The organism is Streptomyces hygroscopicus (assembly GCF_026168105.1).
Taxonomy (GTDB): Bacteria; Actinomycetota; Actinomycetes; order Streptomycetales; family Streptomycetaceae; genus Streptomyces; species Streptomyces hygroscopicus_D.
The window spans coordinates 1-25,358 of the sequence record NZ_LBMW01000015.1 but is presented as its reverse complement, the minus strand read 5'-3'; the positions used below and the strand labels follow the sequence as shown (position 1 = coordinate 25,358).

19 protein-coding genes and 3 pseudogenes are annotated in these 25,358 nt (G+C 73.1%); 6 read left to right on the top strand and 16 right to left on the bottom strand.

Annotation, left to right across the window (positions count from 1 at the left end):
* Positions 1 to 152: 152 nt before the first annotated feature.
* Positions 153 to 1,214 carry a MerR family transcriptional regulator gene (locus AAW14_RS16560; protein WP_265564610.1) on the bottom strand — a complete coding sequence of 354 codons (1,062 nt, stop codon included), beginning with the start codon at positions 1,212 to 1,214 and terminating at the stop codon, positions 153 to 155.
* 221 nt (positions 1,215 to 1,435) lie between these two features.
* On the opposite strand from AAW14_RS16560, the gene AAW14_RS16555 reads away from it, so the two are divergent.
* A complete protein-coding gene (locus tag AAW14_RS16555; RefSeq protein WP_265564716.1) occupies positions 1,436 to 2,248 on the top strand; it encodes an ATP-grasp domain-containing protein in 813 nt (270 codons plus the stop codon).
* 138 nt (positions 2,249 to 2,386) lie between these two features.
* On the opposite strand, the gene AAW14_RS16550 is transcribed toward AAW14_RS16555, so the two are convergent.
* The 10 genes and pseudogenes from AAW14_RS16550 to AAW14_RS16505 form a co-directional block, all read right to left on the bottom strand.
* The gene (locus AAW14_RS16550; protein ID WP_416223315.1) at positions 2,387 to 3,016 is read right to left on the bottom strand and encodes a hypothetical protein; all 630 of its coding nucleotides are present in this window, start codon (positions 3,014 to 3,016) and stop codon (positions 2,387 to 2,389) included.
* On the bottom strand, positions 2,964 to 3,818 hold the full coding sequence (locus AAW14_RS16545; protein ID WP_265564608.1) for an FkbM family methyltransferase: 855 nt from the start codon (positions 3,816 to 3,818) through the stop codon (positions 2,964 to 2,966). The genes AAW14_RS16550 and AAW14_RS16545 overlap by 53 nt, the downstream gene beginning before the upstream one ends.
* Positions 3,815 to 4,033: a Trm112 family protein gene (locus AAW14_RS16540; protein ID WP_265564607.1), complete on the bottom strand. Its 219-nt coding sequence runs from the start codon at positions 4,031 to 4,033 to the stop codon at positions 3,815 to 3,817. The genes AAW14_RS16545 and AAW14_RS16540 overlap by 4 nt, the downstream gene beginning before the upstream one ends.
* Positions 4,030 to 4,938, bottom strand: coding sequence for a hypothetical protein (locus AAW14_RS16535; protein ID WP_265564715.1), 909 nt, complete (start codon positions 4,936 to 4,938; stop codon positions 4,030 to 4,032). The genes AAW14_RS16540 and AAW14_RS16535 overlap by 4 nt, the downstream gene beginning before the upstream one ends.
* 15 nt (positions 4,939 to 4,953) lie before the next feature.
* Positions 4,954 to 5,688: a class I SAM-dependent methyltransferase gene (locus AAW14_RS16530; protein WP_265564606.1), complete on the bottom strand. Its 735-nt coding sequence runs from the start codon at positions 5,686 to 5,688 to the stop codon at positions 4,954 to 4,956.
* On the bottom strand, positions 5,685 to 7,031 hold the full coding sequence (locus tag AAW14_RS16525; protein WP_265564605.1) for a condensation protein: 1,347 nt from the start codon (positions 7,029 to 7,031) through the stop codon (positions 5,685 to 5,687). Before AAW14_RS16525 ends, AAW14_RS16530 begins: the two co-directional genes overlap by 4 nt.
* Complete coding sequence (locus AAW14_RS16520) at positions 7,028 to 11,518, bottom strand: alpha-(1->3)-arabinofuranosyltransferase (protein WP_265564604.1); 4,491 nt, start codon at positions 11,516 to 11,518, stop codon at positions 7,028 to 7,030. Before AAW14_RS16520 ends, AAW14_RS16525 begins: the two co-directional genes overlap by 4 nt.
* Positions 11,515 to 12,237: pseudogene (locus AAW14_RS16515) on the bottom strand (class I SAM-dependent methyltransferase); the annotation flags it as partial. The pseudogene AAW14_RS16515 and the gene AAW14_RS16520, both read right to left, overlap by 4 nt.
* A gap of 299 nt (positions 12,238 to 12,536) precedes the next feature.
* Complete coding sequence (locus tag AAW14_RS16510) at positions 12,537 to 13,685, bottom strand: glycosyltransferase family 4 protein (protein WP_265564603.1); 1,149 nt, start codon at positions 13,683 to 13,685, stop codon at positions 12,537 to 12,539.
* A 339-nt stretch (positions 13,686 to 14,024) separates the two neighbouring features.
* Positions 14,025 to 15,002, bottom strand: a complete 978-nt coding sequence (locus AAW14_RS16505; protein ID WP_265564602.1) for a DUF3068 domain-containing protein — start codon at positions 15,000 to 15,002, stop codon at positions 14,025 to 14,027.
* 240 nt (positions 15,003 to 15,242) lie between these two features.
* Between AAW14_RS16505 and AAW14_RS16500 the strand changes: the two genes are divergently transcribed.
* The 4 genes from AAW14_RS16500 (at position 15,243) to AAW14_RS16485 (ending at position 18,374) form a co-directional block, all read left to right on the top strand.
* Complete coding sequence (locus tag AAW14_RS16500; protein ID WP_265564601.1) at positions 15,243 to 15,395, top strand: hypothetical protein; 153 nt, start codon at positions 15,243 to 15,245, stop codon at positions 15,393 to 15,395.
* A gap of 30 nt (positions 15,396 to 15,425) precedes the next feature.
* Positions 15,426 to 16,643, top strand: a complete 1,218-nt coding sequence (locus tag AAW14_RS16495; RefSeq protein ID WP_265564714.1) for a PucR family transcriptional regulator — start codon at positions 15,426 to 15,428, stop codon at positions 16,641 to 16,643.
* A gap of 115 nt (positions 16,644 to 16,758) precedes the next feature.
* Complete coding sequence (locus AAW14_RS16490) at positions 16,759 to 17,532, top strand: IclR family transcriptional regulator (RefSeq protein WP_265564600.1); 774 nt, start codon at positions 16,759 to 16,761, stop codon at positions 17,530 to 17,532.
* Positions 17,529 to 18,374, top strand: a complete 846-nt coding sequence (locus tag AAW14_RS16485) for an SMP-30/gluconolactonase/LRE family protein (protein ID WP_265564599.1) — start codon at positions 17,529 to 17,531, stop codon at positions 18,372 to 18,374. Before AAW14_RS16490 ends, AAW14_RS16485 begins: the two co-directional genes overlap by 4 nt.
* A 37-nt stretch (positions 18,375 to 18,411) precedes the next feature.
* Here the strand turns inward: AAW14_RS16485 and AAW14_RS16480 are convergent.
* A pseudogene (locus AAW14_RS16480) lies at positions 18,412 to 21,341 on the bottom strand (beta-galactosidase).
* 93 nt (positions 21,342 to 21,434) lie between these two features.
* On the opposite strand from AAW14_RS16480, the gene AAW14_RS16475 reads away from it, so the two are divergent.
* Positions 21,435 to 21,893, top strand: coding sequence for an RrF2 family transcriptional regulator (locus tag AAW14_RS16475; protein ID WP_265564598.1), 459 nt, complete (start codon positions 21,435 to 21,437; stop codon positions 21,891 to 21,893).
* 10 nt (positions 21,894 to 21,903) lie between these two features.
* On the opposite strand, the gene AAW14_RS16470 is transcribed toward AAW14_RS16475, so the two are convergent.
* From AAW14_RS16470 to AAW14_RS16455, 4 genes and pseudogenes are all read right to left on the bottom strand, one after another.
* Positions 21,904 to 23,040, bottom strand: a complete 1,137-nt coding sequence (locus AAW14_RS16470) for an FAD-dependent oxidoreductase (protein ID WP_265564597.1) — start codon at positions 23,038 to 23,040, stop codon at positions 21,904 to 21,906.
* A gap of 10 nt (positions 23,041 to 23,050) precedes the next feature.
* Positions 23,051 to 23,776 (bottom strand): TetR/AcrR family transcriptional regulator, encoded by a 726-nt coding sequence (locus tag AAW14_RS16465; RefSeq protein ID WP_265564596.1) that lies wholly within the window; start codon positions 23,774 to 23,776, stop codon positions 23,051 to 23,053.
* Positions 23,777 to 24,004: 228 nt separating this feature from the next.
* Complete coding sequence (locus AAW14_RS16460) at positions 24,005 to 24,670, bottom strand: LysM peptidoglycan-binding domain-containing protein (protein WP_265564595.1); 666 nt, start codon at positions 24,668 to 24,670, stop codon at positions 24,005 to 24,007.
* Positions 24,671 to 25,075: 405 nt separating this feature from the next.
* Positions 25,076 to 25,358, bottom strand: a pseudogene (locus tag AAW14_RS16455) (histidinol-phosphate aminotransferase family protein); the annotation flags it as partial.

Here is a 25,358-nt window from a genome sequence, read left to right as displayed (position 1 = left end):
CTTGCGACGGGGCGGACGTACGGACATCAGGACCGTTCCTACCTCAGCGTGGGCGAAACCCGTCGCCACGGTGACGGAGACCTCACCTCGCCCCGGCCGACGGGGGCCTGCCTACGCATGGACCCACGATCGTGCCGCACGGCTCCCGTCCGCTACGCGGCCTCCATCACGTCCGCCACCACACAGCTCACGTTGTCCGGCCCGCCGGCCGCGTTCGCCGCGCCCACGAGCGTGCGCACCGCCTCGTCCGGGGCGGGCGCCGAAGTGAGCACACCGCGGATCTCCTCGTCGGGCACGACCCCGGACAGGCCGTCCGAGCACAGCAGATAGCGATCGCCCGGCCGTGCGTCGTGCAGTCGCAGATCGGGTACGGCGGTGGTCCCGCCGCCCGTCAGCGCCCGTAGCAACAGAGCCCGTTGGGGGTGGGTCAGGGCCTCCTCCGCGGTCAGCCGCCCCTCGTCGATCATCGACTGGACCACCGTGTGGTCGTGTGTGATCCGGAACAGCCCGCCCTCGCGCAGCAGATACGCGCGGGAGTCGCCGATGTGGACGAGCGCCAGCTGCGAGCCGGTCCACACGCCGGCGGTGAGGGTGGTGCCCGCCCCGGCGTCCGGACCCGCCGCCTCCCGGACGGCCTCGGTGGCGCCCCGCACCGCGTCCTCCAGCAGGCTCAGCACACCGCCCGCAGGCAGTGGCTCCCGGTCCAGGTACCGCAGCGCCTCGACCGCGGCCGAGCTCGCGGGCGCGCCCCCGGGGCCGAACCCGTCGGCCACGGCGAGGACGCGGGCGCCCGCGTATGCCGCGTCCTGATTGGCCGTGCGGACCAGACCGGGGTCCGAGAGGGCGCAGTAGCGCAGTTCCAGCATGGTGGTGTCCTTCCTCGAGGTGGACGAGAGGTGGTCCACGAGGAACGCCGCCAGCTCCCGGCGCATCGCCGTCTCGGCCTCGACCCGCGCCCAGTACACGCGGATCTCCCGGGCGGCGTCCGCGTCGTCCAGTGCGCACACCCGCCGGATGCGGGCCAGCGGCATCCCCAGTCGCCGCAGCCACGCCACCAGCCGGGCCTGCTCCAGCTGCTCGACGGCGTAGTACCGGTAGCCGGTCTCCGGGTCGACCCGGGCCGGGCGCAGCAGATCGAGCTCGTCGTAGAGCCGCAGCGCCTTCGGCGACAGCCGGCACGCCTTCGCGAAGGCCCCGATCGTCAACATCCCCACCGCCCGCATCCCGTCCCTCCGGCCGTTCCTCGTTCCGCCACCGAGGCTGTGGCTTCACCGAAGGTGAAGGTCAACAGGCTTGTCGTGGATTCCGGCGGCGTTGTTAGCCTGCGCGCAGCAGCCCTCGTACGAACAGGAGCCCAGCCGTGTCCCGCACCGCCGCCACCCGTGTCGCGCTCGTCACCTGCCGTCCCGGGCCGGAGGTGGCCGTCGACCGGGACATGCCCGGTCTGGTGGAGGAGCTGAGGGCGGCCGGGGCCGAGGCCGACGCGGTGCACTGGGACGACGCGGACGTCGACTGGGCCTCGTACGACCTGGCCGTGATCCGCTCCACCTGGGACTACAGCTGGCGCGCCGAGGAGTTCACGGCCTGGGCCGAGCGGTGCGGTGCGGTCACGCGGCTGGCCAATCCGGCGGACGTCGTGCGCTGGAATGCGGACAAGCGCTACCTCGGGGAGCTGGCTGCCGCAGGGGTCCCGGTCGTTCCCACGCGGTACCTCGCTCCCGGTGACGCCGTCGAACTGCCCGAGGACCGGGAGTACGTCGTCAAGCCCACCTCGGGCGCGGGCGCCCGCTTCGCCGCACGGTACACGCCCGGGGAACACGCCACCGCCGTACGGCAGCTCGCGCGGATGCATGCGGAGGGGTTCACCGCGATGGTGCAGCCCTATGTGCGGGGCATAGACGTCAGCGGGGAGCGGGCGCTGCAGTTCTTCGGCGGGCGGCTCCTGCACGCCAGCCGGAAGGGTGCCGTCCTCGCGCCGGGCACGCCCTACGACGAGCGGAAGGTGGCCCACCCCGGCCTGGAGCGCTGGACCCCGACCCCGGCCGAACTCGCCGTCGCCGAGCGCGCCCTGGCCGCCGTTCCCGGTGCCCCGGAGCTGCTCTACGCCCGCGTCGACCTCGTGGACGGCGAGGACGGCCGGCCGTGCGTGATGGAGCTGGAACTGGTCGAGCCGAACCTGTTCCTCGACCTGCACACCGGGTCGGTGCCACGGGTGGCGGAGGCGATCCTTGCCGCTGTCGGCGAGTAGCTCTTCCGAGGTCGCCTGACAACCCCGTGCCGTCGGCGCGGTACAAGTGCCGTCCACATCGAGTGGCCGGGAGTCGGGGCGCCGGCATCCGGCTCAGCAGTCTCCGACCAGACCGTTGATCCCAAGTCGGAACAGGCCCTAGTTGTGCTGTACGGACGGGTTGGTGACGCCCACCCGCTGCAACAACCCCCAGGTGAATTCCGCCGCTGTCTCGTGCCGCAGGCCCGACGCGTCCGGGGCCGTGAAGGCCAGGCCCCAGCGGGTGGGGGCCGTGCCCTCCAGGGGGCGGGCCGGGGCGAAGGCGCGGGCCACCTCGTCGACCGTGCAGGACCAGGGGGTCAGGTCCTCCAGGGTCTGCAGCTTCGGGACGGGGGCGCCCGGCGCCCGTACCAGCCACTCGTTCCACACCACCCCGTTCGGCGCCACCAGTGCCTCGAAGCGCAGGTCCGGCCAGAGGGGTACCGGCCACCGCAGGGCGTCGCAGGTGAGGTCGCCGATCCGGCGGGGCGTGGTGGACTCCGGCTCGCCCAGGACCGAGCGGAGCCGAGAGCAGGGGAGGGAGACGGCCGAACCGGTGTGCCGCGCGTGCAGCATGGCCTGCCAGCGGCGGTTCGCCTCGCGCATCTCGGCGACGGAGACGCCCAGCTCGCGGCGGGCACCCTCGACGAGGTCCGGGTTGTGGTCGGCCATGCGGCGCAGCAGGACCAGCTGGAAGTCAAGGGGAGTGAAGGGACCGGTGGGGCGCTTCGCGGGCGGCATGCGCTCCATCCTCGCGCACGGCACCGACAGCGGCATGGGCACGGGCATCCGGGCGGCGCCCGTCCGGCAGGAACAGCACCGAGTTCACGTACCGCGGGCCCCCGAACGGCAGGACCCGGCGCAGCAACCCTTGCGTGGCGACGTACGACAGCCTGGCCTGGTGGGCCTCCAGGCACCGGGGGTCCAGCGGGAGCCAGGAGCCGGACGGCAGGACCCAGCCCACGTAGCCGAGGTCCGCGAGGAAGGCGACGACCGGGGCGATCGGCTGGATGCGGGACTCCAGCTCGATGAAGAGGGCGGGCCGATCGCGTCTCAGGATCCCCCTCGCGCCGCGCAGGACCGCCGACTCGTTGCCGTCCACGTCGATCTTGATGAAACCGACGTCGCGCAGCCCCAGTCCGTCCAGGGTGACGCAGGGCACCTCGACCGCGTGGGTGTGGATGTCCCGCCGGACCAGCGAGGACACTCCCCGGTCGCCCGCGTCGCCCGGCGGCAGCCACAGCCGGACCGTGCCGCCCCGGTCGGAGGCCGCGGCCGGGATCACGCGGACGTTCGCCGGGGACGTCGAGGCCAGCAGCCGGGCCAGGTGGGGGACCGGTTCCACCGTCACCACCCGGCGGGACCGTCCCGCCAGGCGGTGGGTCCAGGGGCCGTACCAGCCGCCCACGTCCACCGCCGTGGCGCAGTCCGCCGGGCACAGATCGGCCAGGCGGGCCAGCTCCGGCTCGAAGCGCGGATACACGAGTCGCGCGGTCGCCGCCACCAGCCGCACGGGCAGGAACCGGGCCAGGCGGGCTGCCGCCGTCGTCACGGGACCATCCTCTTCAGCAGCCGCTCGTGCTCGTCCTCGCTCACCTGCTCGCCGGAGGTGGGCAGCAGCTGCGGTATCCCGTCCACGATCGGATAACGGCGGTGCAGCCGGGGGTTGTAGAGCGCCTCGGGGGCGCCCTCGTCCCGGAGCAGGCGCAGGGGGCCCTTGTCCAGCGGGCAGGCCAGGATCTTCAGCAGCGGGTCATCCGCGTTCATGGGGGAGTCAACTCCTTGGCCGGTGCGGGGGGTTGGGGAGGTGCCGCGTCGTGCTTGGGCATCGTGAGCAGGACCGTGACCGCGAGGGCCGTGCCCGCCAGGCGCAGGCCGAGCCGCAGCGGCTCGTGCGGCAGCGCCTCGCCGAACGAGAGCGTGCCGAGCACCGCCGTGAACAGACACGTCACCGTGGTGCACACCGGCACGATCAGCGAGGCCCGGCAGCGCTGGAGCGCCGCCTGTGACATGACGAGGCCGAAACCGCCGGTGAACAGGAGCAGATAGGGGTACGGGGAGTGCAGCACACCGAGCACCGCTCCCCCGGGGCCGCCGGCGGTCAGACAACTGGACACACCCTTGATGGCGAGCGAGCTGACGCCGTAGAGCAGGCCCACCGCCACGCCGTACTCGACTCCGGTCGTCGGCATCCGGTGCCGGTGCCGGGCGCGCCGCTCTGCGGCCCCGTACAGCCACACGCCCAGCGCCAGCGAGGGCACGCACACGGTGAGGATCAGCGGGTACGGGGCGCTGCGGCTCACGGTGTCGGAGCCCTCCCGCAGCGACAGCACCACCATCAGCAGGGCGAGCAGGATGGCACCGAGCGCGTATCTCTCCCGGCCGGTCGTCTCCTCGCCGAGCAGCCGCGCCGACAACAGCACCAGAAGCACCAGACCGGAGACGAAGATGCCCTGGGCGGCGGCGATCGGCAGGGTGCGGTAGACGGCGAGCTGTGCCCCGAATCCGGCGGCGAGCGACAGCGAACCGCCGATCCACAGGGGGCTGCCCAGGACCAGGCGCAGCAGCTGGGCCGGGCGCCGGAAGTCCACCTCCGGCAGTGCCGCGAGCGCCTTCTTCTCCAGCACGAACCCGGAGCTGTACAGCACGTTGGCCAGCAGGGCCGCGGCCACTCCCCACCACATGGGCTACGTCCTCCGGGCGTGCAGCAGCAGGATGGAGGCCGCCGACGGCAGAGCGCAGGCCAGGCGGTCCAGCGGGCGCAGCGGTCGGGGCACGCCGTGGAAGGGCGCGCCCTTGAGCGCCACGACCTCGAAGCCCGCCGAGGCCACGAACGCGCGCAGCGCGCGGGCGGTGCACAGCCGCAGATGCCCGACGACCTCCTTCCCCGGGCGGCCGTGGATCGCGCGCAGGCTCACTTCGGAGAAGACGGGCTGGACGCCCGCGAGGAGCAGGGCGCGGTTGTACCAGGCGGCGAGGTTCGGGGTGGAGAGCATGAGGTGCCCGCCGGGCCGCAGGACGCGGCGGATCTCGTCGAGGGCGGAATCGGGGTCGACGAGGTGCTCGATGACCTCGCTGAACAGGACGGCGTCCGCCGCGGCCGTGCGGAACGGCAGCCCGCCGTCGGTGAGTTCACCGCGGACGGTGTACGGCAGCCGGTTGTGCGCCCGTCTGAGGGCGTCCTGGGACCAGTCGACGCCGACGATCCGGTGCCCGGCGAGAAGGGGGGCGGCGGTGGCTGCGGCGGTGCCGTCGCCGCAGCCGATGTCGAGGACGGTCTTCGCGCCCTCGGTGGCCGGGCCGAGGGCGGTGGCCAGCAGGCGGGCCTGGCGCAGGCTGCGGGGGGTGCCGGAGGCGACGGGGACGGTCGGGTCCTCGTAGAAGTCGCGCAGCCCGCGGCGTACGGGGGCCGTGGTGGTCACGGGGCCTCCTCGGTCGTGTGGAGGTAGTGCTCGAAGAGGTCGCGGAGGTGGGCGCCGTCGCCGTGGCCGAGCAGGGCGCGGGACCAGCGCAGGGCGAGGTGCAGGCGGCCCGCGGTGGACGCGGTGGTGACGGTGAGGCCGCGGGGCATACGGGCGGGCGCCGAGAACCAGACGGCGTGGGCGCGGCCGGCGTCCTCGCCGAAGTCCAGGGCGTACGGGATGCGGCCGATGTTGCTGAGCAGGGTGGTCGAGGTCCAGGGGGTGGCGGCCCTGCGGAGGGTGCGGGTGACGGCGGCACGCCAGGAGACGGGCAGGACGGGGGCCGTGAGCAGGGCGGCGCCGTGGCCGAGCTGGGGGCGGGACAGGGACTTCAGGGCCCGGGTGCGGGTGGCCGTGCGGCGCAGCAGGGCGGCCATGTCCTTCGGGTCCAGCTCGTCGGCGGCGAAGGGGACTTCGACGAGACGGGTGCCGTTGCCGATGGGCATGGTGGTGTCGCGGGGGCGGTCGTCGACGGGCATGGTGATGCGCAGGGGGCGGGGGCGGGCGCCGTGCTCCCTGTTCCAGTGGGCGACGGTCAGCGCGGTGGTGACCATGAGCTGGTCGTTCACCGTGTAGGGCACGGACTTGGGGCGGCGGGGCAGAAAGAGCTCGGTGACGAGGAGGCCGTTGCCGGGAGAGGACTCGGGGGCTCCTCGGGCCACCCGGGCGGGCGGGACCCAGGTGGAGGGGGTGTCCGGCGGCTCCTGGACGGTCTCGGGCGGCCGTACGGGGGGTGCGGCGGGGGAGTTGTCCCTGCCGCCGTACAGTTCCGCCGCGGTGGCCAGGATGCGCAGGCAGGCGGGGCCGTCCAGGGCCGTGTGGTTGATGGTGAGGACGAGGACCGTGCCGTTGGCCGCGACCGCGGGGCCCGCCACCGGGGAGCCGGCCACCGCGGAGCCGCCCACCGCGGAGCCAGCCCCCTCCACCACCTCCAGGCGTATCGGCGGGGACAGGGCCAGGGGCGGGGCCTGGGACAGGGCCCGTGCCCTCGCGTCGCGCAGGGCGTCGTTGCCCTGCGGTGCGAAGCTCACCACCTCCGCCTCGGGGCCGGGTGTCAGCTCCCATGTGTAGCGGCGGCTGTACCAGCGGCCGGGCGCCTCGTGCACCAGGATGCGGGGATGGCGGTGCAGGGCCCCCGTGAACGCCGTGCGCAGCCGGGCCCGGTCGAGGCGGCCGGGGAGATGCACCTCGATGTGCACCGTCTCCGGCTCCTCCTCCTGGAGGCAGTGCCGGGACACCTCGTCCACGACCGGGAACGGGATCCGCTCCGGGTGGCGCCGTACCGGGTGTTCCACCGTCGTCATGTCGTCCCGTCCCTCCTCGTGCCGCCGCCGTCCTTGCCCGCACCGTCGCTCTCCGGCGCTGTGGCCCGCAGCCTCGGCCGGCGAAACGGCATTCGCGCCGCCGGCGGTTGCGGCTCCGGACGGCCGGGACCGCGCGCCGAGATCGTGCCGCTCGAGTCCACGTCGCCCGCCGGAGCAGGAGGCGGCTTCTCGCCGAGGTCGAGGCCGAGGTCGAGGGGGTGCGATACCGGCCGCCGACGCGGCAGCGGTTCCGTCGGCGCCTCAGCTGATCCCGGCGCCTCAGCTGATCCCGGCGCCTCCGGTGAGTCCGGCGCCTCCGACGAACCAGGCTGCCCGCCGGCCCCGCCCGCCGCGCCCTCGAACGTTGGCCCCGTCGGCTCCCGTACGCTCACCAGTCCCGCGAACAGGCCGATCAGCGCGAGCAGTTGGGCCGCGGGCCCGAACGCGCCCTCGCCCGCCGCCGCGGGCGACCCCGCTCCCGTCGCCGCCGCGATCCCCGCCCCGGTGAGCGCGAGGAACGCGATCGGGACGAGCAGGGCGTGCCGCTTCCAGGCCACCAGCGCCAGCAGCGGGACCAGGAGCGCGAACGGCCCCGCGATCACGGCGCCGACGAGCGTCAGCGCCACCGTGCCGAGCCACACCCCGCCGCCCGGCGGCACCGGCGACGGCTCGTCCGGGTTCGGGGAGCGCCGCCGCCACAGTGCGAAGAACGCGAGTGCCGCGACTGCGGCCCCGCCGGCGATCAGCCCGGCCTGGTAGGTGGTCGCGGGCGCGTACGACAGTTTGACGGTGCCGCCCGCCCCGGCCGGGATCCGCCAGCCCTGCTGCCAGCCGTCGAGCCGCACCGGGGTGAGCTTCCTGCCGTTCAGCGTGGCTTCCCAGCCCTTGTTGTAGTTCTCGTACGTCGTCAGGTACGCGGCCGCGCCCGACCCGACCGTCACCTCACGGCGGTCGCCCAGCCAGTCGACGACCCGCAGGTCACGTCCGGCCGCCGAAGGCGCGGTGACCGTGCCCCGGGTGAGCGTCACGTCCGACACCGTCAGCGGTCCGGCGTCGCCCGCCTCCACCCGGTGCGTGCCCGCGCCGAGGTCCACTGAGGTGGCCTCCCGGTTCTGCTGACAGAGCGTCAGCTCGACCCTCCGCCGCTCCACCAGGTCCCGTACCGTGCCCTGCGCGCTCGTCGCATAGAGCTTGCCGTCGATCGCCAGCGCCGGGCCCTGTCCGCACGGCAGCGAGAACGTCCGCGTGGCGGCCGGCTGGGGCGTGCGGTACTGCTCCAGCGCCGGGATGTACGCCTCCGTGAGGCCGACCGGCAGTTGCAGGTCGTCTCCCGCGACCGGACTGAGGACGGTCACCGGGGCCGTCTCCACGACCGTGATGTCCAGGTGGTCGGTGGTGATCGGGTCGAAACGGACCCAGCCGTTCTCGTCGACCCCGGCGACCGCCGCTCCGTCCGGAGAGCTGATCTCCACCTTCGTCGGACGGCTCGACAGACCTCCCGCCGGGGCCAGTACGAGGGAGCCCACCGGCTGTTTGCCCGGCCAGCTGAGGTGGATGGTCGGCCGGTCCCCGGCGATCCACGCGGTGGTCAGGTCGCCGTCGGTGAGGTTGCGCGCCGACAGACCGGGGCCGAGACGGGCCGTGGAGTCCGCCGTCGCGGTGATACGGCTCTGCTGGTCGGGTGCCACCCGGTAGAGAAGCTCGTCGAGCGCCTCCCCCGCGACCGGCACCGCGCTCGCCCTCACCTCGTACGGCCCCGCCGCCGATGCGGAGAAGAGCCGGTGCAGGCCCGCCTCCGTGCCCGTCGGGGAGAGCCCGGTGGGGTCGGCGGCGCGGTGCAGCGAGACGATCTCGGCACTCGCGTCGGACCGGCCGGCGTCCGTCGGGAGCCGCAGCAGACGGGTCACCTGGACACCGGGGATCCCGACCTCCGAGAAGCCCGCGCCCGTCAGGCCCGTCCTGCGCGCCACCGAGTCCAGGATCGTGATCTTCAGCCAACTCGTCGCGCCCGGCGGGGCCTTGACCCTCTGCGTCATGCCGCTGGGCTGGAGGTAGCTGGTCACCGAGCCCTTCGCGGTCTCCACCCGGATCCGGGTGGCGGCCGAACGCACCCCGTCCTGCGGCAGCGGTGTCACCGTGAACGACGACGGCATGTCCAGGGGCCCCGTGAACGCGATCCGCAGCCACTGCCCGTTCGCCGAACCCGGCGCGCCCTCCGCCCAGGCCGTGTCCGGATTGCCGTCGAAGGCGTTCACCGGATCGTACTGGGGCAGATGGAAGAGCCAGTTGCCGCTGGAGGACGCCGTGACCGAGCGGGCACCGCGCAGTTCCGCGACCGTCTGGTGGTCGAGGCCTTTCACCGGCAGGATCTGGTGCGGCTGCCTGCCCGCCTCCTGGACGCTGTCCGGGGCGTTCTTCTCGCCGGGTGTGTACGTGTACGAGGTGTTGGCGTCGACCAGGCCGAAACGGGTGTCGGCGCGCCGCAGCCCGTCACCCACGATCTGCACCCCGGAGGTACCGAGCCCGGGGTGGTTGTCGCCGGTGAGCACGGCGGCCCGGCCCCGCACGGCCGGGTCGGCGGCCAGCGGCAGCAGCGCCTCCGGGCCGCCGGAGACCACGGCGGTGTCGGCGACCGGCATCAGCCGGGCCTGCCCCGGCCGCGGTACGTCCCCGCTCACCGGCTCGTAGATCTCCACGGCCCGCGCGCGCGGATACAGGCCCTCGACCTGCAAGGGGGTGCCGTGCGCGATCCGCCCGCCCGTCATGACCGGTCCGAAGCCGGTGACACGCTGGTAGCCGGACTGCTCCAGCGTGCGCTCGACGGTGCTCGTCGGCACGTATCCGAGCTGGTCGGGGTCGAGGTCGTTGCGGACGACAACGTAGTAGAGCCCGGCCCGGCTCAGATAGTCGGCGAGGCCGGGGACCTCGCCGCCGGTCATCAGCGCCTGCTCCACGGCGTCCATCGCGCGCCGGTTGCCGGGGGTTCCGAAGGGCACGTAGTCCCGCTCGGCCCAGCGGGAGCCGGCGAGCACGTCGAGCGGCTCGTCGACGGGGGATCCCCAGGTGTAGAGGCCGTGCGCGGTCGCCGGGACGACGAGGGCACGGGAGTCGGGGGAGTACTTCTTCAGCCAGTCGGCCGTGGTCTGCCAGTACGCCGGGAGCTGCTGGAAGGAACCCGCCTGGAGGATCGAGCCGTTGAGGTACGGCCACGCAAGTCCCGGCAGTACCAGAACCGCCGCGATGAACGGGGTGAGGCGCCGGCCGCGGACCGGGCGCGCGCCGCGCGGCTCGGCGGCGACGCCCACGACATGTGCGAGACCGAGCACCAGTGCGAGCGCCGGTCCCGTCTGGAACTTGTAGATGTTGCGGAAGGGTGACAGCGGGCCGTCCAGCCACCCCTGCACGGTGCCGTGGAAGGGCGCGCCGAACGCACCGCCGTACCCGGCCAGCGTGACGAGCGCGCCCACCAGCACGGTCACCACCAGCCAGCGCCGCTCCGGCATGTCCCGTCTGGCGAGTCCCGCGAGACCGAGTCCGGCCGCGAGCGCCGAGCAGACGATGACGACCGCCGAGGACGCCACCGTCCAGCCCGCGGGCAGCCAGGCCTGGCCGAAGTGGAGGTAGGCCACCCAGTTCCCGGCGCCGCGCAGGGACTCGGTCGCCGACATGGTGGCCGTCGTGGTCTGCGCGTTCTCCACGTACGGAAGGAAGTTCTCCCCGTAGACGCCGAGCATCAGCAGCGGGATCACCCACCACGCCGTCGCCAGGACCACGCCGGGCACCCACCAGCCGATCAGCTTGCGCTGCCTCGGTCCGCGCGGACGGGACAGCAGATACAGGCCGGCCGGGAGCAGGGACGCGAGGGTGGAAGCCGCGTTGACCCCGCCCATGAACGGCACCACCAGCGCGGAGCGGAAGGCGGCGACGCGGGCGCCGTACCGCTCGTCCGTCAGCGGCAGCAGTACCCAGGGCAGGAAGGCGCCGGGCAGCGCGGCGGCCGACGTCGAGCCGACGACGATCGTGAACACCGGCCACAGCGCGTACGCCACCGCGCCGAGCAGCCGGGACGCGGGGGTGCCTACGCGCAGCCGCTCGCCCAGCCGCAGCGCGCCCCAGAAGGCGACCGACACGATCAGCGACATCCACAGCCGCTCCGCCGCCCACACCGGCAGATGGACGAGCCGGGTCAGCCCGTAGTACGGCAGCATCGGCCAGAGGTAGCCGACGTACTGGTCCTGGATACCGCCGAAGCCGCCCCGGTCCTGCCACAACTGGCCGAGGTCGGACAGGAACTGCCAGGGGTCGACGGTGACGCCGAGCTTGGTGTCGAAGGTCTGCCGCCCTGGCTGCACGGCCAGGAACAGCACGAACACCACGGCCCAGAACCCCAGCAGCCAGCGCCGCGAGCGCGGGCCCTCCGGCGGGCCCGAGGTCGCCGCGGTGGTGCGGGCGGCTGCCGGGGGAGGGGCCTGGACCGTGGTCGTCATGGGGGACACCGCCGGAGGATGAGAAGGAGGTTCCAGGTGGCGAACTCGCGCAACCCCGGCGCCTTCACGACGGCGGACGCGAGGAACGGCCAGTAGCGGGAGCGCGCCGAGACGACCGTGACGTCGTCGCGGGCGCGCACCTGCCGCAGGGTGGGGCCGATGTGCACGGCGAAGAGGTTCTCGCCGAGGGTGTGCTTGGCGGGCTTCCCGGTACGGCGGAGGTAGCGGGCGCGGGCTCGCTCGGCACCCAGGTAGTGCCAGGGCGCCCACTCGTGACCGCCCCATGGGGAGAGCCAGTTGGTGAACGACACGTAGATCAGGCCGCCGGGGCGGGTCACCCGCACCAGCTCGCTGAGGAAGGTCCCCGGATCGGCCACGTGCTCCAGCACGTTGGAGGAGAAGGTGACGTCGGCGGTGCCGTCCGCGAGCGGCAGCAGATAGCCGTCGGCGATCACCGCCCCGGCGGGCGGCTTCGGGCCCAGCTCCTCGGCGTCCGGTTCGAAGAGGTACGCGTACGCGCCGCGCCGCCGGAACTCCTCGGTGAAGTACCCGCCTCCGCCGCCGATGTCCACCACCGTGCGCTCGCGGACGGGCCCGTCGTACGCCTCCACCTGATCGGCGGCGTCCCGGGCGAGGAGCGAGTAGCAGGCCTCGGGGTCACCCTGCTCGCGCCGGAAGGCCCGGAAGAGAGCGAGGGAACGGCGTACGGATGGGTCCTTGAAACCGGTACCGGAGCTGTTCGTGCCGGAGCCTGAGCCGCCCGCGCGTGTGTGGGCGCCACCGTCGGAGGTTGTTGAGCCGGGGCCGGTGCCGGGGCAGCTGCCGGCAGTGCCTGTGTCCGGGGTGGAGCTGCCGGGGGTGCGCGTGCCCGGGCCGGGGCCGTCGGGTGAGGTGTCCGTGGCTGGGCCGGAATTGTCGACCACGGCGCTCGTGCCCGTGCCGGAACCGCCGCCGGAGGAGACCGCGTCCGGGCCCGGGTCGGAATCGTCGGCCGAGGTGCCCGGGCCGGTCGTCGCCCTCACGGGGTCCAGCCCCGCACCGCCTCCGCCGCCACCGCGCGGAAGCGGCGGACCGTGCGGTCCCAGCGGTACCGGGACGCGTGCTTGCGGGCCGCCTCGCCCATGAGCCGACGGCGCTCGTTGCTCAGGGCGAGGGTGCACCAGGCCGCCGCGAAGGACGACTCGCCCCGCGCCAGCACCCCGGTCTCGCCGTCCACCACGGAATCCCTGAGACCGGGTACGTCGAAGGCGATCGCCGGGGTCTCCCGCACCGCAGCCTCCGTCACCACCAGGCCCCAGCCCTCGATCGCGGAGGGGTGCAGCAGGATCCAGGCGGCGCACAGCAGCCGGTGCTTCTCGGCCTCGGAGACATGGCCGGTGAACCGGACGCCGGGACCGGCGAGTTGTTCCAGACGCTCGTGCTCGGGACCGTCGCCGACGATCACCAGACGGCCGCCGGTGACCGGACGGACCCGCTCCCACAGCCGCAGCAGCAGATCGATCCGCTTGTACTCGACGAGCCGTCCCATCGCCAAGAACAGCGGCTCGGGGGCCTTCGCGGCAAGCGGCCCCGGTTCCTCGACGCCGTTGTGCACGACCCTGACCCGCTCGCGCTCGACGCCGATCGCGCCCAGCGCGTGCGCCGTCGACGGGGAGACGGCGACCACCAGGTTGTCGCGCTGCGCCCCGGACAGGGCCCAGTGCTCCAGCCTTCGGCCGATGCGCGCGGCGGGCGCCAGCGGTCCGCCGAACCGCATCCGCCACAGGTCCGTGTGGACGTGGTTGACCAGGCACAGGGTCGGCCCGTGATACCACAGCGGGGTGAGGTACGGCATGCCGTTGCAGACCTCGACCAGCAGGTCGCAGTCGCCGATCTGGCGCTGGAAGGCGGGACGGGCGCGCAGGTAGTGAACCAGGTCGCCGCCCGCCGAGACGACCCGGTAGTCGCGGTACGACGCGGGGCCGCCGCACAGCAGGGTGACCTGGTGGCCGAGGTGTGTGAGGCCGTCGGCGAGGCGGTCGACCAGCAGTTCGGAGCCGCCCGCCGCCGGATTGGCGAGATCACGGCGGGCGAGGAAGACGATGCGGCGCGGCAGTGGGGGGAGCGCCGCGGGGCGCTGCGCGGCGCGGGGGTCTGCGCGCAGCGAGGACGGCACGTGCTGGGGCATGGGTGCTCCAACTCGTCTCGGGGTGCGGAACTCAGCGTGGGGGCAGGGCGCGATGCGGATCGGCCGGCCGGTGCGCGCGCTGCGGTCCGGCGGCCGGGTGCGGGAAGCGGCCGGGGCCCGCGGTGCGCGGTCGGTCGGTGCGGATGGTGCGTGGGTCGGGCTGTGGTGGGTGATCCGTTCGGTGCTCGCGGTGCGGTCTCGTGGGGGGTCTGAGCTCTTCTTGTCACGCCGGTGCGGGCAGGCTGTGCTCGGGTGGGGGTGGACAGTTTTCGCCCAGCGGTCGGCCCGGGGCTACTCACCGGGGTGACAATTTCCGGCCCTTTTGGAGCTGACGCCCCATCACATCGTGATCCCGGGGCGGGACGATCCGGATGTTTCGGGATCCGGGCGCCTTCGCAGCAGCAGTACGGCGCCTGCTGCCGCGAGGATCGGTCCGCCCACGACGGCGCTGATCGGCAGGGTCCGCCCCAGCAGCCGCAGCCGGCCGCTCTGCTGCCGTGCCAGCTCGACCTGGTCCTTCTGCGTGGCCGTGGTGAAGGCGATCTTCCGGCTGTCGAGGAGGACCACCGCGTCCGTCTTCGCGCCGGGTGCGCGCAGCGTACGTCGCGGGCCGACCTGGGCGTAGATCACCCGCCCGGTGCGCTGGTCGACGACCAGCTCGATGCCGTGGTTGGCGTACCACTCCTCGGCCAGAACCTGGCTGCTGCCGGGCCGGCCGACGAGCGCGCCGGGCACGAGCCGGGTGCCGATCCGGGCGGGGGCGACGGTGCCGGTGAAGCGGTAGCCCGCGTATCCCTGGATCTTCCGGGTGCCGCCGTAGGACAGCGTGACGGCGGAGCCGAGGGAGTTGTCCCACCACTGGTAGGCGTGTTTGCCCACGTCGAAGGGGAACTTCAGATAGGCGTCGCCCTCGTAGTACGGCTTCTCGCGGCAGCAGTGCACCGGCTTGTTTGTGGTGCGGTTCGTGACCCAGCGGCCCGGCATGAACTCGAGCGCGTCGTGCGGGTCCGCGGCCGGCAGCGATTTGTCGGTGTCCACCGTGGTGGTCACGTCCCAGATGGCGTTCCCGCTGCGCTCGCTGTCGGCGACGTCACCTCGGACCCGCTGGGTCACGGTGATCCGCTGACCGGGGACGGTCCGGACCTTGTCCGTGTCGAAGACGCTGCCCGTGCCGGTGTAGACGGCGGTCGTGTCGATGTTGATCGGATTGACGGCGGCCCGCGGCGTCACGTACCACGCGAGCAGCGGTGCCAGCACCAGCAGGAAGGTGCCGAGGCCCAGCAGGGCCAGGGAGAACGGTGGGACTCTACGGCGCATCCGGGCACTCCAGGGGCGTGAGGCGGCTCGACTCACGGGGCGGTACGGGTGGGTCGACACCAGGGGGAAAGTGCGCGTGCGGTCTGGGCCGGGAACCGTAGGCGCCCCTTGACGAAGTGTCAATGTCGTGTCGAGACTGGGCACTTGCCGGTGGGGGTCGGCAGGGACCGCGCGACGCCGGACCACGTTCGCGCGGGGTGCCGGGGTGGGGACGACCTCGACAGAGAGGCTGACCCTGCGATGTCCAGACTGCTCGCCGCAGTACTCACCATGACGGCCGCCGCCGTGCTCGCCGTGGGAGCCGCGTTCGGCATCGTCGCGATGCTGGAGACGACCCCGAAGCAGCCGAACACGCCAATGATCACGTACGAGAACGCCGGCCAGGGGCGCTGAGCCGTGACCTCCCGCCCGGGGACCGTCACGATGCGCTCGGCCTGGCGTGACGTGCCCCCCGCGCAGGTGCGGCAGTTCACGGCGCTGGCCATGGCCGAGGCGCCGGCGCTCGCCGAGGAGATCCTGGGCGAGATCCGCAGCGAGTACCCGCGGCTGCCGGTGGTGCTCGACGACTCCGGCGAACCCATGGCTCTGGTCGGGATCCGCCGCGCGATCGAGGTCTTCGTGCAGCACCTGGAATCCGCCGAGGGCCGCCCACGGGCGCACCCCGAGGTGTTCCAGGAGTTCGGGCGGGGCGAGGGCCTGGAGGGCCGCAGCCTCGACTCGCTCCAGGCGATCTACCGGCTCGGAGTGCGGCTCGCCTGGCGGCGCTTCGCGGAGATCGGACAGCGGGTGGACATCCCGCCACCGGCGATGTACGAGCTCGTCGACGCCGGATACGAGTACCTGGACGGCCTCGTCGACCAGTCCGTACGCGGCTACGCCGAGGCGGCGGCCCGGCAGGCGGGCGAGCGGCTGAGGCTCCAGCGCCGGCTGATGGAACTGCTGCTGGCCGAGCACCACCGGGGCGACCCCGCGGACGCGCTCGCCGAGCGTGCGGCGCGCGTGGGGTGGCCGCTGCCGGACAAGGTCGCAGTCGGTGTGCTGCTGCGCCCGGCGCGGGAGGCCGTGGCACCGGCGGTCGGGCAGGGCGTGCTCCTCGACATGGAGTACGAGCAGCCGCACATGGTCGTACCGGAGCCGGACGCGGCGGGTCGGCCCGAACTGCTGCACCGGGCGCTGAGCGGCTGGGCCGGGGCGATCGGGCCGCCGGTGCCGCTGGCCGACGCGGCGAAGTCGCTGCGCTGGGCCGAGGCCGCCGTACGTCTGATGGAGCGGGGGCTGTTACCCGGCGGGGAGGTGCTGCACTGCACCGAGCACACGGAGGCACTGGTGCTGTTGCAGCCGGAGGAGCTGATCGACGACCTGGCGCAGCGCTGTCTGGCGCCGCTGGCCCACTGCGGCCGGACCCATGCGCGCCGGCTGTCGGAGACGCTGCTGGCCTGGCTGGAGACCCGGGGAGGGGCACCGGAGGTGGCCGCCCGGCTGGGCGTGCACCCCCAGACCGTCCGTTACCGTCTGCGGCAGATCAGGGAGCTGTGGGGGGACGGGATCGACGACCCGGACCGCCGCTTCGAACTGGAGCTGGTGCTGCGCGCGCAACGCCTGCGCGGAGAGCTGGGGGACCCCGCGGCGCGACACCCGTGAGCGGCCCCTACCGCAGGCATCGCACGACCATTGCCCGGCCAAGCCCACCGTGACTAGCCTGTGTTCGTCATGCCGAAAGTCAGTTGAGATTTCGAACATAGAGAGGGGATCGGTCGTGGGACGCCTCGTACCTGCCGTGACCCGGGCTCTCGACATCCTGGAGCTCTTCCTCGACGGGGACGGGACGCTCTCCGCCCCCGACATCGTGCGCAAGCTCCAGCTGCCGCGCACCACCGTGCACGAGCTGGTCACCACGCTCGCCGCACGCTCGTACATCGTCCAGGTGCCGGGGCAGCCGGGACGCTACCGGCTCGGTGTGCGCCCGTACCAGCTCGGCAGCCGCTACGCCGAGCAGCTGGACCTCGCTGCCGAGGGCCAGCAGGTCGCCCGGTCGGTCGCCGAGACCTGCGACGAGACGGTCCACGTGGCCATCCTCGAGGGCACCGACGTCATCTACATCGCCAAGGTCGACTCCACGCACGCCGTGCGCATGGTGTCGGCGGCCGGGCGCAGGCTGCCCGCCCACTGCACCTCGGTCGGAAAGATGCTGCTCGCGTCGCTGCCCGAGCCGGAGCTGGCCTCCCGCATCCCGGACGGCGCCGAGCTGGCCTCGATGACCCCTCAAAGCATCACCGACCCGGCGGTCCTGCGCGAGGCCCTGGCCGCCATCCGCTCGCGCGGTGTCGCCGTGGAGAGCCGCGAGTCCAACCCCGACGTCAGCTGTGTCGCCGCCCCGGTGCGCGACCGCACCGGTCAGGTAGTCGCCGCGCTCTCCATCTCCGTGCCGATGATCCGCTGGAGCGACGAGCGCCGCGCCGAGCTGGAGAACCTCGCCGTCAAGGGCGCCGTGGAGCTCTCCGAGCGGCTCGGTCACCGGAGCGCCGGATGACGGGATACGAGGTCGTCGTGCGGGCGGAGGCGGCCCTCGGCGAGGGGCCGACCTGGGACGCCGCCGCCGGGCGGCTGATCTGGGTCGACATCCTGGGCTCGCGCGTGCACACGTACGACCCCGCCTCGGGGCGCCGCACCGTCATGGCGACCGAGCAGCACGTGGGCGCCGCCAAGCCGCGCGCGGGCGGCGGCCTCGTGGTCAACCTCCGGGACGGCGTGGGACTCTACGGGCCCTCGGGCGGCGACTTCCGCTGGCTGCACCGCGAACCCGTCCCCGGCCGCCGCGCCAATGACGCGGCCATTGCCCCGGACGGCGCTCTGTGGGCGGGCACCATGCGCTACGACGAGGCTCCGGGCGGCGGCACCCTGTCCCGGATCACCCCGGACGGCACGGTCCGCACCGTGCTGGACGGCGTCGCCGTCAGCAACGGCACGGGCTGGAGTCCCGACGGCCGCCTGATGTACCACATCGACTCGCCGACCCGCCGGGTCGACGTCTTCGACGTCGGGGACGACGGGCTCCCGGCCGGGCGGCGCCCGCTGGCCCACGTCGAGCGCGGCTTCCCCGACGGGCTCGCCGTGGACGCCGACGGCTGTGTCTGGGTCGCCCTGTGGGACGGCGGCGCCGTCCACCGCTACACCCCCTGCGGCGCACTGGACCGCGTCCTTGACCTTCCGGTGAGCCGCCCCACCGCCTGCGCGTTCGGCGGCGCGGACCTGGCCGACCTGTACATCACCACGGCTCGTACGGGTGTTGAGGCGCCGCATCCGGCGGCCGGCTCGGTGCTCGTGGTCCCCGGAGCCGGAAAGGGCCTGCCGCAGCCCGCGTTCGCGGGCTGACACCTGCCCCGGACCCCGTTGCGCAGCCGCCGTCCTGTCATCCCCTCGCCCGGCTCGGCCGGCGCGCCCGGCCGGGGGAGTCCACCGGTGTCACCGGGACTCCCCCGCCCGGCCCAGCAGCGTCAGCTCCACTCTCTTTGGCCCCGACGGTGTGGTCCCGTCGGACAGGACCGCGAGTGCGAGCGTGTTGTCGCCCCGCGTGTTCAGCACCCCGTTCGGCAGGACGAAGGTGTGCTGCGGGCCCACGTCGTTGATGTACTGACCCATGTTCCAGCCGTTGAGGAAGATCTGCGCCCGCCAGGCGCGGGCCGGGTCGTCCGCGAGGGTCAGCCCGACCGACGCGTCCGTGCCCGGATCGACGGTCAGCCGGAAGCGTGTCCGGAACCAGACCACGCCCTGCCGCCGTTCCGCGCGCGGGAAGCCCACGGACCGCCAGAGGCGGTCGGGGAAGCCGGGCAGATGCCAGCCCTCCCGCTCCCCGTACAGGCCGCCGTTGTTCAGCGGACCGCGCACGGGATCGGGTGCCGCCTCGCCCTGGATCCGCCAGCGCACCGCGGGCGCCGCCCCGCCGAAGGCGACGGAGACCAGGCCCCGCCCCGCCTTGTGGGTGTCGTCGGCCCGTCCGTCCTCGTCGTGCTGCATCCGGCGTACGAGGACGGACAGGACGTGGGGCCCGGGACCCGGGTCCACCGGGAACGTCGCCGTCGCCGACCATGTCCCCCGCCGGACCGTCCTCGCGTCCGGCACGGGCATCCGGTGGGTGCCCAGCGGCTTGCCGTCCAGCCACGCCATCAACAGCCCCTGGGTGCCCGTCACATAGGAGAGCGAGACCGACCCGGCGCCCGCCGCGCCCTCGAGGTGGCCTCGGTACCACACGTCCCCGTAGTGGAAGCCGTAGTCGTCGGCGAAGAGGACGGGCCCACCGGAGGGCACGGGCGTCATGCTGTACGAGGAGGTACGGTCGGCCGTCCGCCATGCCGAATCGTCGAACCCGGGGGCGGACTCGGGGTTCTCGTCCATCCGGCGCCAACCGGTCAGGACGGGCAGCCGAACCGGTCCCGCGCCCGGCAGCCGCCGCCGGGCGCGCAGACTGCCGGAGCGGGTGGGGCGCGTCGGCTGCGGGGTGCCGTTCCAGACGACGTCGCTCACCCCGCGCGGCGCCCACACCTCCAGGTCCGCCGCGTCGATCGTGTCGCCGGTCAGGTGGACGGCCGTGCCGCGCGGGGCGGCCGTGCGCAGCAGCGCGGGGCCGTACGCCAGCACCGGCCCCGAGGGGGTCTCGTACCGCCACAGCCGTACGGACGTCTCGTCGTCGGCGAGGAGGAGCAGCAGCGGCCGGGAGATGCCTGCGCCCGTCACCCGCACCCGGGTCAGTCCGCGAAGCCGGGCCGTCACGCGCAGGGCTCCGTCCCGGTACGCGTGCCCGGCGTTCCCCTCGAGGACCATGACGGCCGGCTCGCCCGCGCACTCCAGCACCGTCTCCGTCACCTCGCCCGTGCGGCCCGTGAACACGGCGATGTCCTGGCCCCCGGCGGTCAGCCGCAGCATGGGCTGGGCGGTGCAGTGGCGCAGCGTCCGCCGCCCCAGAGACAGCCGTGAGGCCAGCAGCCGGGCGTCGAGGGCGGGGACGGGCACGCGGACGGTTGCCCCGGCGAGCGGTACGGCGGCGACGGCCTCGGCGGACGTGTCGTTGCGCAGCACGTGGAAGTGCGTCCCGGTGTCCGGGTTGACGAGGTGATAGGCCTTGATCCCCTGGTGACCGCTGTCCACGTCCTGCGCCCGGTCCAGCTCGGCCAGCTCGGGCACGCACTGGAGCAGATGACCGATCTGGTGCATCGGGACCAGCTTGGCGGTCGGCTGCCGTGCCTCGTCGAGGGCGGCCCCGTAGTCGTACGACGTGTAGACGACCGGCGCGGGCAGCCAGCCCCAGGAGGTGCCGCCGAACGTCATGTAGACGTTGTGGACCTTGATGCCGTTGGCGAGGTTGGTCAGATGGAAGCGCCGCTCGTACGCCGCGTCCCGGGTGCGGCGCGACTCCGCGTACCCCTTGCCGTCGAACTCCACGCCGCCCCACGGGTCGAACCAGCCGCCCCCGAACTCGGCCAGGAAGCCGGGGGTCTCCGGACTCGCGCTCGCCCCGCCCTTCGGGCCGCCGGTCCCGAAGTAACCCCAGTCCGGGGGCGGTTGGGACGGCGACGGATAGCCGTCGAAGGCGTACAGCCAGTGCCCTCGCTCACCGCCCGTGTCGATGGTGCCGGGCGCCCAGTAGCCGTTCCTGCCCTTGTCGTTGTGGAAGAGCGGCACGTCGATGCCGTCGGCGCGGACCTTGCGGTAGAGGTGGGCCATATAGGCGCGGCCCTCCGTGCCGGTGACGTGGTTCGCGTACTCGTTCTCCAGCTGGTAGAGGACGATCGTGCCGGTGCCCTGGGTGTACAGGTGCCGCCTCGCGATCCGGTTCACGGCGGTCAGCCACTCGTCCGCGTACGACAGATACGTCGGATCGGAGGTGCGGGCCGTGCCCCCGGTGGCGGTCAGCCAGCCGGGGAAGCCGCCCGCGTCGACCTCGGCGTTGATGTACGGGCCGGGGCGCAGGATGACGTACAGCCCTGCCTCGGCGGCCGTGCGCAGGAACAGGTCCAGATCGCGGACGCCCGTGAAGTCGTAGGCGCCGGGCGCGGGGGAGTGGTAGTTCCAGGAGACGTAGACGCTGACCGTGTTGTAGCCGTGGGCGCGGAGTTTGTGCAGGACGTCCCGCCACAGCGACGGACTCGGCAGCCGGAACGGGTGCATCTCGCCGGACCACAGCACGAGGCGCCGGCCGTCGATGAGTATCGAGTACCGGTCGAATCCCACGGTGCGCGCCCGTCCGCCCGCCCCCGGCGGGCCGGGGGTGGGACCGGTCGGGGTCGCGGAGGCGGCGCACACCCCGCTGCCGAGGGTGAGACCGAGCGCGGCGCTGCCGGTGATCGCGCCGAAGGTACGTCTGCTCAGCACAAGGACCGTCTCCTTGGAGCCGTGTGTGCCGTCATTGTCCACAGTCGTCGGCCCGACAATGGGTCCATGAGGATCTCGGCACGGGCGGATTACGCGGTGCGGGCGGCGCTGGAGCTGGCCGTGCGGCAGGGCGGCGGCCCGGTGAAGGCGGAGACGGTCGCCTCCGCCCAGGGCATTCCGCACAAGTTCCTGGAGGGGATCCTCGGCGATCTGCGCCGCGGCGGCCTCGTCGACAGCCGGCGCGGCGGGAACGGCGGCTACCGGCTGGCCCGTCCCGCCGACGCGATCACGGTCGCGGACGTGATCCGCGCGGTGGACGGCCCGATCGTCTCCGTACGCGGCGAACGCCCCACCCAGCTCGCCTACACCGGCCCCGCCGAGCCGCTGCTGCCCCTGTGGGTGGCGGTCCGGGCGAACGTCCGCCGCATTCTGGAGGGCGTCACACTGGCGGACATCGCGACGGGCGTGCTGCCGGCACCGGTACGGGAACTGGCGGCGGAGCCGGCGGCCTGGGAGAACCCTTAGCGCTCGGGGTTCAGCGCGGTCCGTTCAGCATCTCGGCGAGCCTCCGGGCGGCGTCCGGGCCGAAGAGGAGGTCCAGGCCCGCCGCCGACTGGGCGGCGGCGTCCTCGGCGCGGGGGAACAGGGCCTCCTCGTAGGCGGCCAGGGCACTCTCCGGGTCGCCGGGGTGGGCGGCGAGCGCCGTCGCCAGTTCCGCGCCGTCCTGCAGGGCCGCGTTGGCGCCCTCGCCGGCGAACGGGGACATGAGGTGTGCCGCGTCGCCCAGGAGCGTCACGCCCGGGGTGCGGTCCCAGCGGTGGCCGACCGGGAGGGCATGGATCGGGCGCGGGATCAGCGTGCCGTCCGCGTCGGCGATCAGGGCGCGCAGTCGCTCGTCCCAGCCCTCGAATTGGGTCAGCAGGGTGTTCTTCGCGCCCTCCGTGTCCGTGAGGTCGATGCCGGACAGCCAGTCCTCGGGCTTCTTGAAGGCCACATACGCGTGGATCGAGCCGTCCGTTTCCAGGTGGGTGAGGATTCCCCTGCCGTCGGCGAGCGCGAACGTCATTCCCCCACCGAGGAGTTCGGCGGTCGCGGGATGCCGCACGGCCGCGTCGTGGAGATCCGTCTCGACGAAGGAGATGCCGGCGTAGGCGGGTACGGCGCGGGAGAGCAGCGGACGGATCCGGGACCGGGCGCCGTCCGCGCCGATCAGGAGATCCGTGGTGAACGCCGTGCCGTCCGCGAGCGTCACCTCGTGACGTCCCTCGCCCAGGGAGCGCGCGCCGGTGACCTTCGCGCCCCAGCGGACCGCGCCCTCGGGCAGCGAGTCCAGCAGGATGCGCCGCAGGTCGTTGCGGTCGACCTCGGGGCGCCCGCTCGCCTCGACGTCCTTGTGGCGGACCGTGCCGTCCGGGTCGAGGACGCGCGTCTCCTCGCCGCCCGGGTGGACGAGCCCGCGGAACTCCTCGAGGAGCCCGGCGGCCCGCAGCGCGGCCTGTCCCGACTCCTCATGGATGTCGAGCATGCCGCCCTGGTGCCGGGCGGCGGGGGAATCATCGCGCTCGTGGACGGTCGCCGCTATGCCGTGGACGTGCAGTACGCGGGCCGCGACGAGGCCGCCGAGGCCGGCGCCGACGATGGCGACGGGGTGGTGGGCAGTGCATGCGGACATGCTGACCTCCTCAAGGAGTTACCGGTGTGGTGGGCGGCTCGGGCGCCGCCGTGATGCCGCTGATCAGCACCTGGAAGCCCCAGGCAAGGCGTGCCTCGGCGGGGCCCGACAGCAGTACGGCGCCGAGCGCCGCGATCCGCGGATGCCGGTCCGGCGAGGCGTTCAGCAGGGCCATGGTCAGCGCGTCCCAGTCGTCCTGGGCTTCCGGTGCCTCGCCCCTGATGGAGTGCTCGGCCGCGCTCGCGGTCGCGTACTGCAGCAGCAGGTCGAGGCCCCAGGAGGCCCGCCCGGGCGCAACCCCGCCCTCGGCGAGCAGCGCGAGGACCGCCTCCACGAGATCGAGATAGTTCTCCCCGAAGGGGCGGGCCGCCAGGGCCGCGCGGGCAAGTGCCGGGTGCTCGAAGAGCACCTCGACGTACGACGTCAGCAGCCGCACGAGCCGCTCGCGCCAGTCCCCGGAGGCGCCCGGGGCATCCGCGGCGACCGCGGGCGACAGGTCCACCTCGCCGAGCAGCCGGTCGAGCACTGCCGCGTGCAGCTCCGCCGTGTTGCGGACGTAGACGTACAGCGAGGCCGGACCCGTGTCGAGCTCCTGCGCCAGGCGCCGCATGGTGACCCGGTCCAGGCCCTCGGCGCGCATGAGCCCGACGGCGGTGTCGACGATCCCGTCCCGGGTGAGGGCGGGTTTGGCGGGGCGTTCGCGGCGGCTTCGGGGGGGTGGGGGGTGTTCTCTCATGCGTTCCACGGTAACGAACATGTTCGCTCCGAACAAGTTCGTAGCGAACATGTTCGTCGTTCCGAGGTGGATACGACTGCGCCCCGTACCGGGGCCGGTGCGGGGCGCAGTGAGTGAACAGACAGGTCAGGACCGTACGCGTCGAGATCGATCACCGATGAAACGGAAGGACCCGCGCCGGTTCCCCGGACGCGGGTCCTTCGCTCACAGCGACCCTCGACTGGCCTGTCAGTAGGCGCTGTTGACGTTGTCGATCGAGCCGTAGCGGTGGTAGGCGTAGTTGCACGCGGCGGTGACGTTCGCGACCGGGTCGTAGATGTTCCACGAGGTGCCCGGCACGTGGTACGCGTTGAACGTCGGCTGGATCACCTGCAGCAGACCCTTGGAGGGAATGCCCTTCGCGGCGTTGGAGTCCCAGAGGTTGATGGCGTTCGGGTTGCCGGAGGACTCGCGCATGATGTTGCGGTGGATGCCGTTGTACGAGCCCGGGATGCCGTGCTGCGCCATGACCGCCAGCGACTGCTTGATCCAGCCGTCCAGGTTGTTGGCGTAGCCGCTGGCGGGCACCGGGGCGGGGGCGGGTGCCGGGGCGGACGCGGCCGAGCCCGTGGGCAGGGTCAGGACCTGGCCCGGCTGGATCGTGTACGGACTGGAGAGGTGGTTGGCCGATGCGATGGCCGGCCAGCCGCCCGGCACGTGCTGGGTGCGGGCGATCGAAGCGAGATGGTCACCGCGCTGGACGGTGTAGGTGGCCTTGCCGGCCGGAGCGGCGCTGGCGGCCTCGGCCGAGCCCAGCACGGCCGTGCAGGCCAGGGCGAACGCGCCGAGCGTGACGGCGCCGCCGGCGGAGAACCGGCGCGCCCGGGACGAGCGGTTGAAGGCAGGAATGGGCATGGTGCGGTCCTCGTTCCAGGGAATGCGTCGTCCGCAGTTGCCGGTTCCCCTCGACAAACAGCACCGCATTTCGATTAGCGGTGCCCTGCGGCGGAGTCATTCTTAGCTGCCCGGAATAAATCGACAATTCCCGTTTTTACTAAGTGGGCTAGTGGTGGAGGAGCACCATGCAAGATCCGACTGGTAAGAAATCGGGAATTCCAGGACCAGGTAAAGCACTAGGGTGCTTCGTAAGTGAAGTGCGTCACGCCGCGAAAAAATGGGATTTCGACCCCGCGTGGGAATGGGAATACCGCTCATTGTTGCCACTTAAGCGGCAGTTCAACCAAAGCATCTTAATGGCCAAGATAATGGCCTAATTGCGCTTTAAGGATTATCAGCCTTAATCGGACATACAGGGATGTCTCAGCCGACCTGGTCGTACATCGCGCCCGCCGCCGGCCAGCCCGTCGGCTCGGGGACCGGTTCCGGCTGGGTGCGGCCGCGGACCTGGGCGGCCGTGAGACCGCCCGCGGCGGGCACGCCCCGGCGGCTCTGCGCGGCTGCCGCCAGACCGGGCAGCCCGGTCTGCGCGACCGGCTGCAGCCCGGTCTGCGCGACCGGCTGCAGCCCGGTCTGCGCAACCGGCTGCAGTCCGGTGGCGGGTGCGGGCGTCATACCCGGCGGCATGGCGGGGGCCGGGGGGACC

What these genes read in the sequence shown, in the direction of transcription:
- AAW14_RS16500 (WP_265564601.1), top strand. Translation starts at nt 15,243, where the DNA reads ATGTCCAGACTGCTCGCCGCAGTACTCACCATGACGGCCGCCGCCGTG.
- AAW14_RS16475 (WP_265564598.1), top strand. Translation starts at nt 21,435, where the DNA reads ATGAGGATCTCGGCACGGGCGGATTACGCGGTGCGGGCGGCGCTGGAG.
- AAW14_RS16460 (WP_265564595.1), bottom strand. Translation starts at nt 24,670, where the DNA reads ATGCCCATTCCTGCCTTCAACCGCTCGTCCCGGGCGCGCCGGTTCTCC.
- AAW14_RS16550 (WP_416223315.1), bottom strand. Translation starts at nt 3,016, where the DNA reads ATGGAGCGCATGCCGCCCGCGAAGCGCCCCACCGGTCCCTTCACTCCC.
- AAW14_RS16540 (WP_265564607.1), bottom strand. Translation starts at nt 4,033, where the DNA reads ATGAACGCGGATGACCCGCTGCTGAAGATCCTGGCCTGCCCGCTGGAC.
- AAW14_RS16520 (WP_265564604.1), bottom strand. Translation starts at nt 11,518, where the DNA reads ATGACGACCACGGTCCAGGCCCCTCCCCCGGCAGCCGCCCGCACCACC.
- AAW14_RS16470 (WP_265564597.1), bottom strand. Translation starts at nt 23,040, where the DNA reads ATGTCCGCATGCACTGCCCACCACCCCGTCGCCATCGTCGGCGCCGGC.
- AAW14_RS16495 (WP_265564714.1), top strand. Translation starts at nt 15,426, where the DNA reads ATGCGCTCGGCCTGGCGTGACGTGCCCCCCGCGCAGGTGCGGCAGTTC.
- AAW14_RS16505 (WP_265564602.1), bottom strand. Translation starts at nt 15,002, where the DNA reads ATGCGCCGTAGAGTCCCACCGTTCTCCCTGGCCCTGCTGGGCCTCGGC.
- AAW14_RS16465 (WP_265564596.1), bottom strand. Translation starts at nt 23,776, where the DNA reads ATGAGAGAACACCCCCCACCCCCCCGAAGCCGCCGCGAACGCCCCGCC.
- AAW14_RS16510 (WP_265564603.1), bottom strand. Translation starts at nt 13,685, where the DNA reads ATGCCCCAGCACGTGCCGTCCTCGCTGCGCGCAGACCCCCGCGCCGCG.
- AAW14_RS16555 (WP_265564716.1), top strand. Translation starts at nt 1,436, where the DNA reads ATGCCCGGTCTGGTGGAGGAGCTGAGGGCGGCCGGGGCCGAGGCCGAC.
- AAW14_RS16525 (WP_265564605.1), bottom strand. Translation starts at nt 7,031, where the DNA reads ATGACGACGGTGGAACACCCGGTACGGCGCCACCCGGAGCGGATCCCG.
- AAW14_RS16485 (WP_265564599.1), top strand. Translation starts at nt 17,529, where the DNA reads ATGACGGGATACGAGGTCGTCGTGCGGGCGGAGGCGGCCCTCGGCGAG.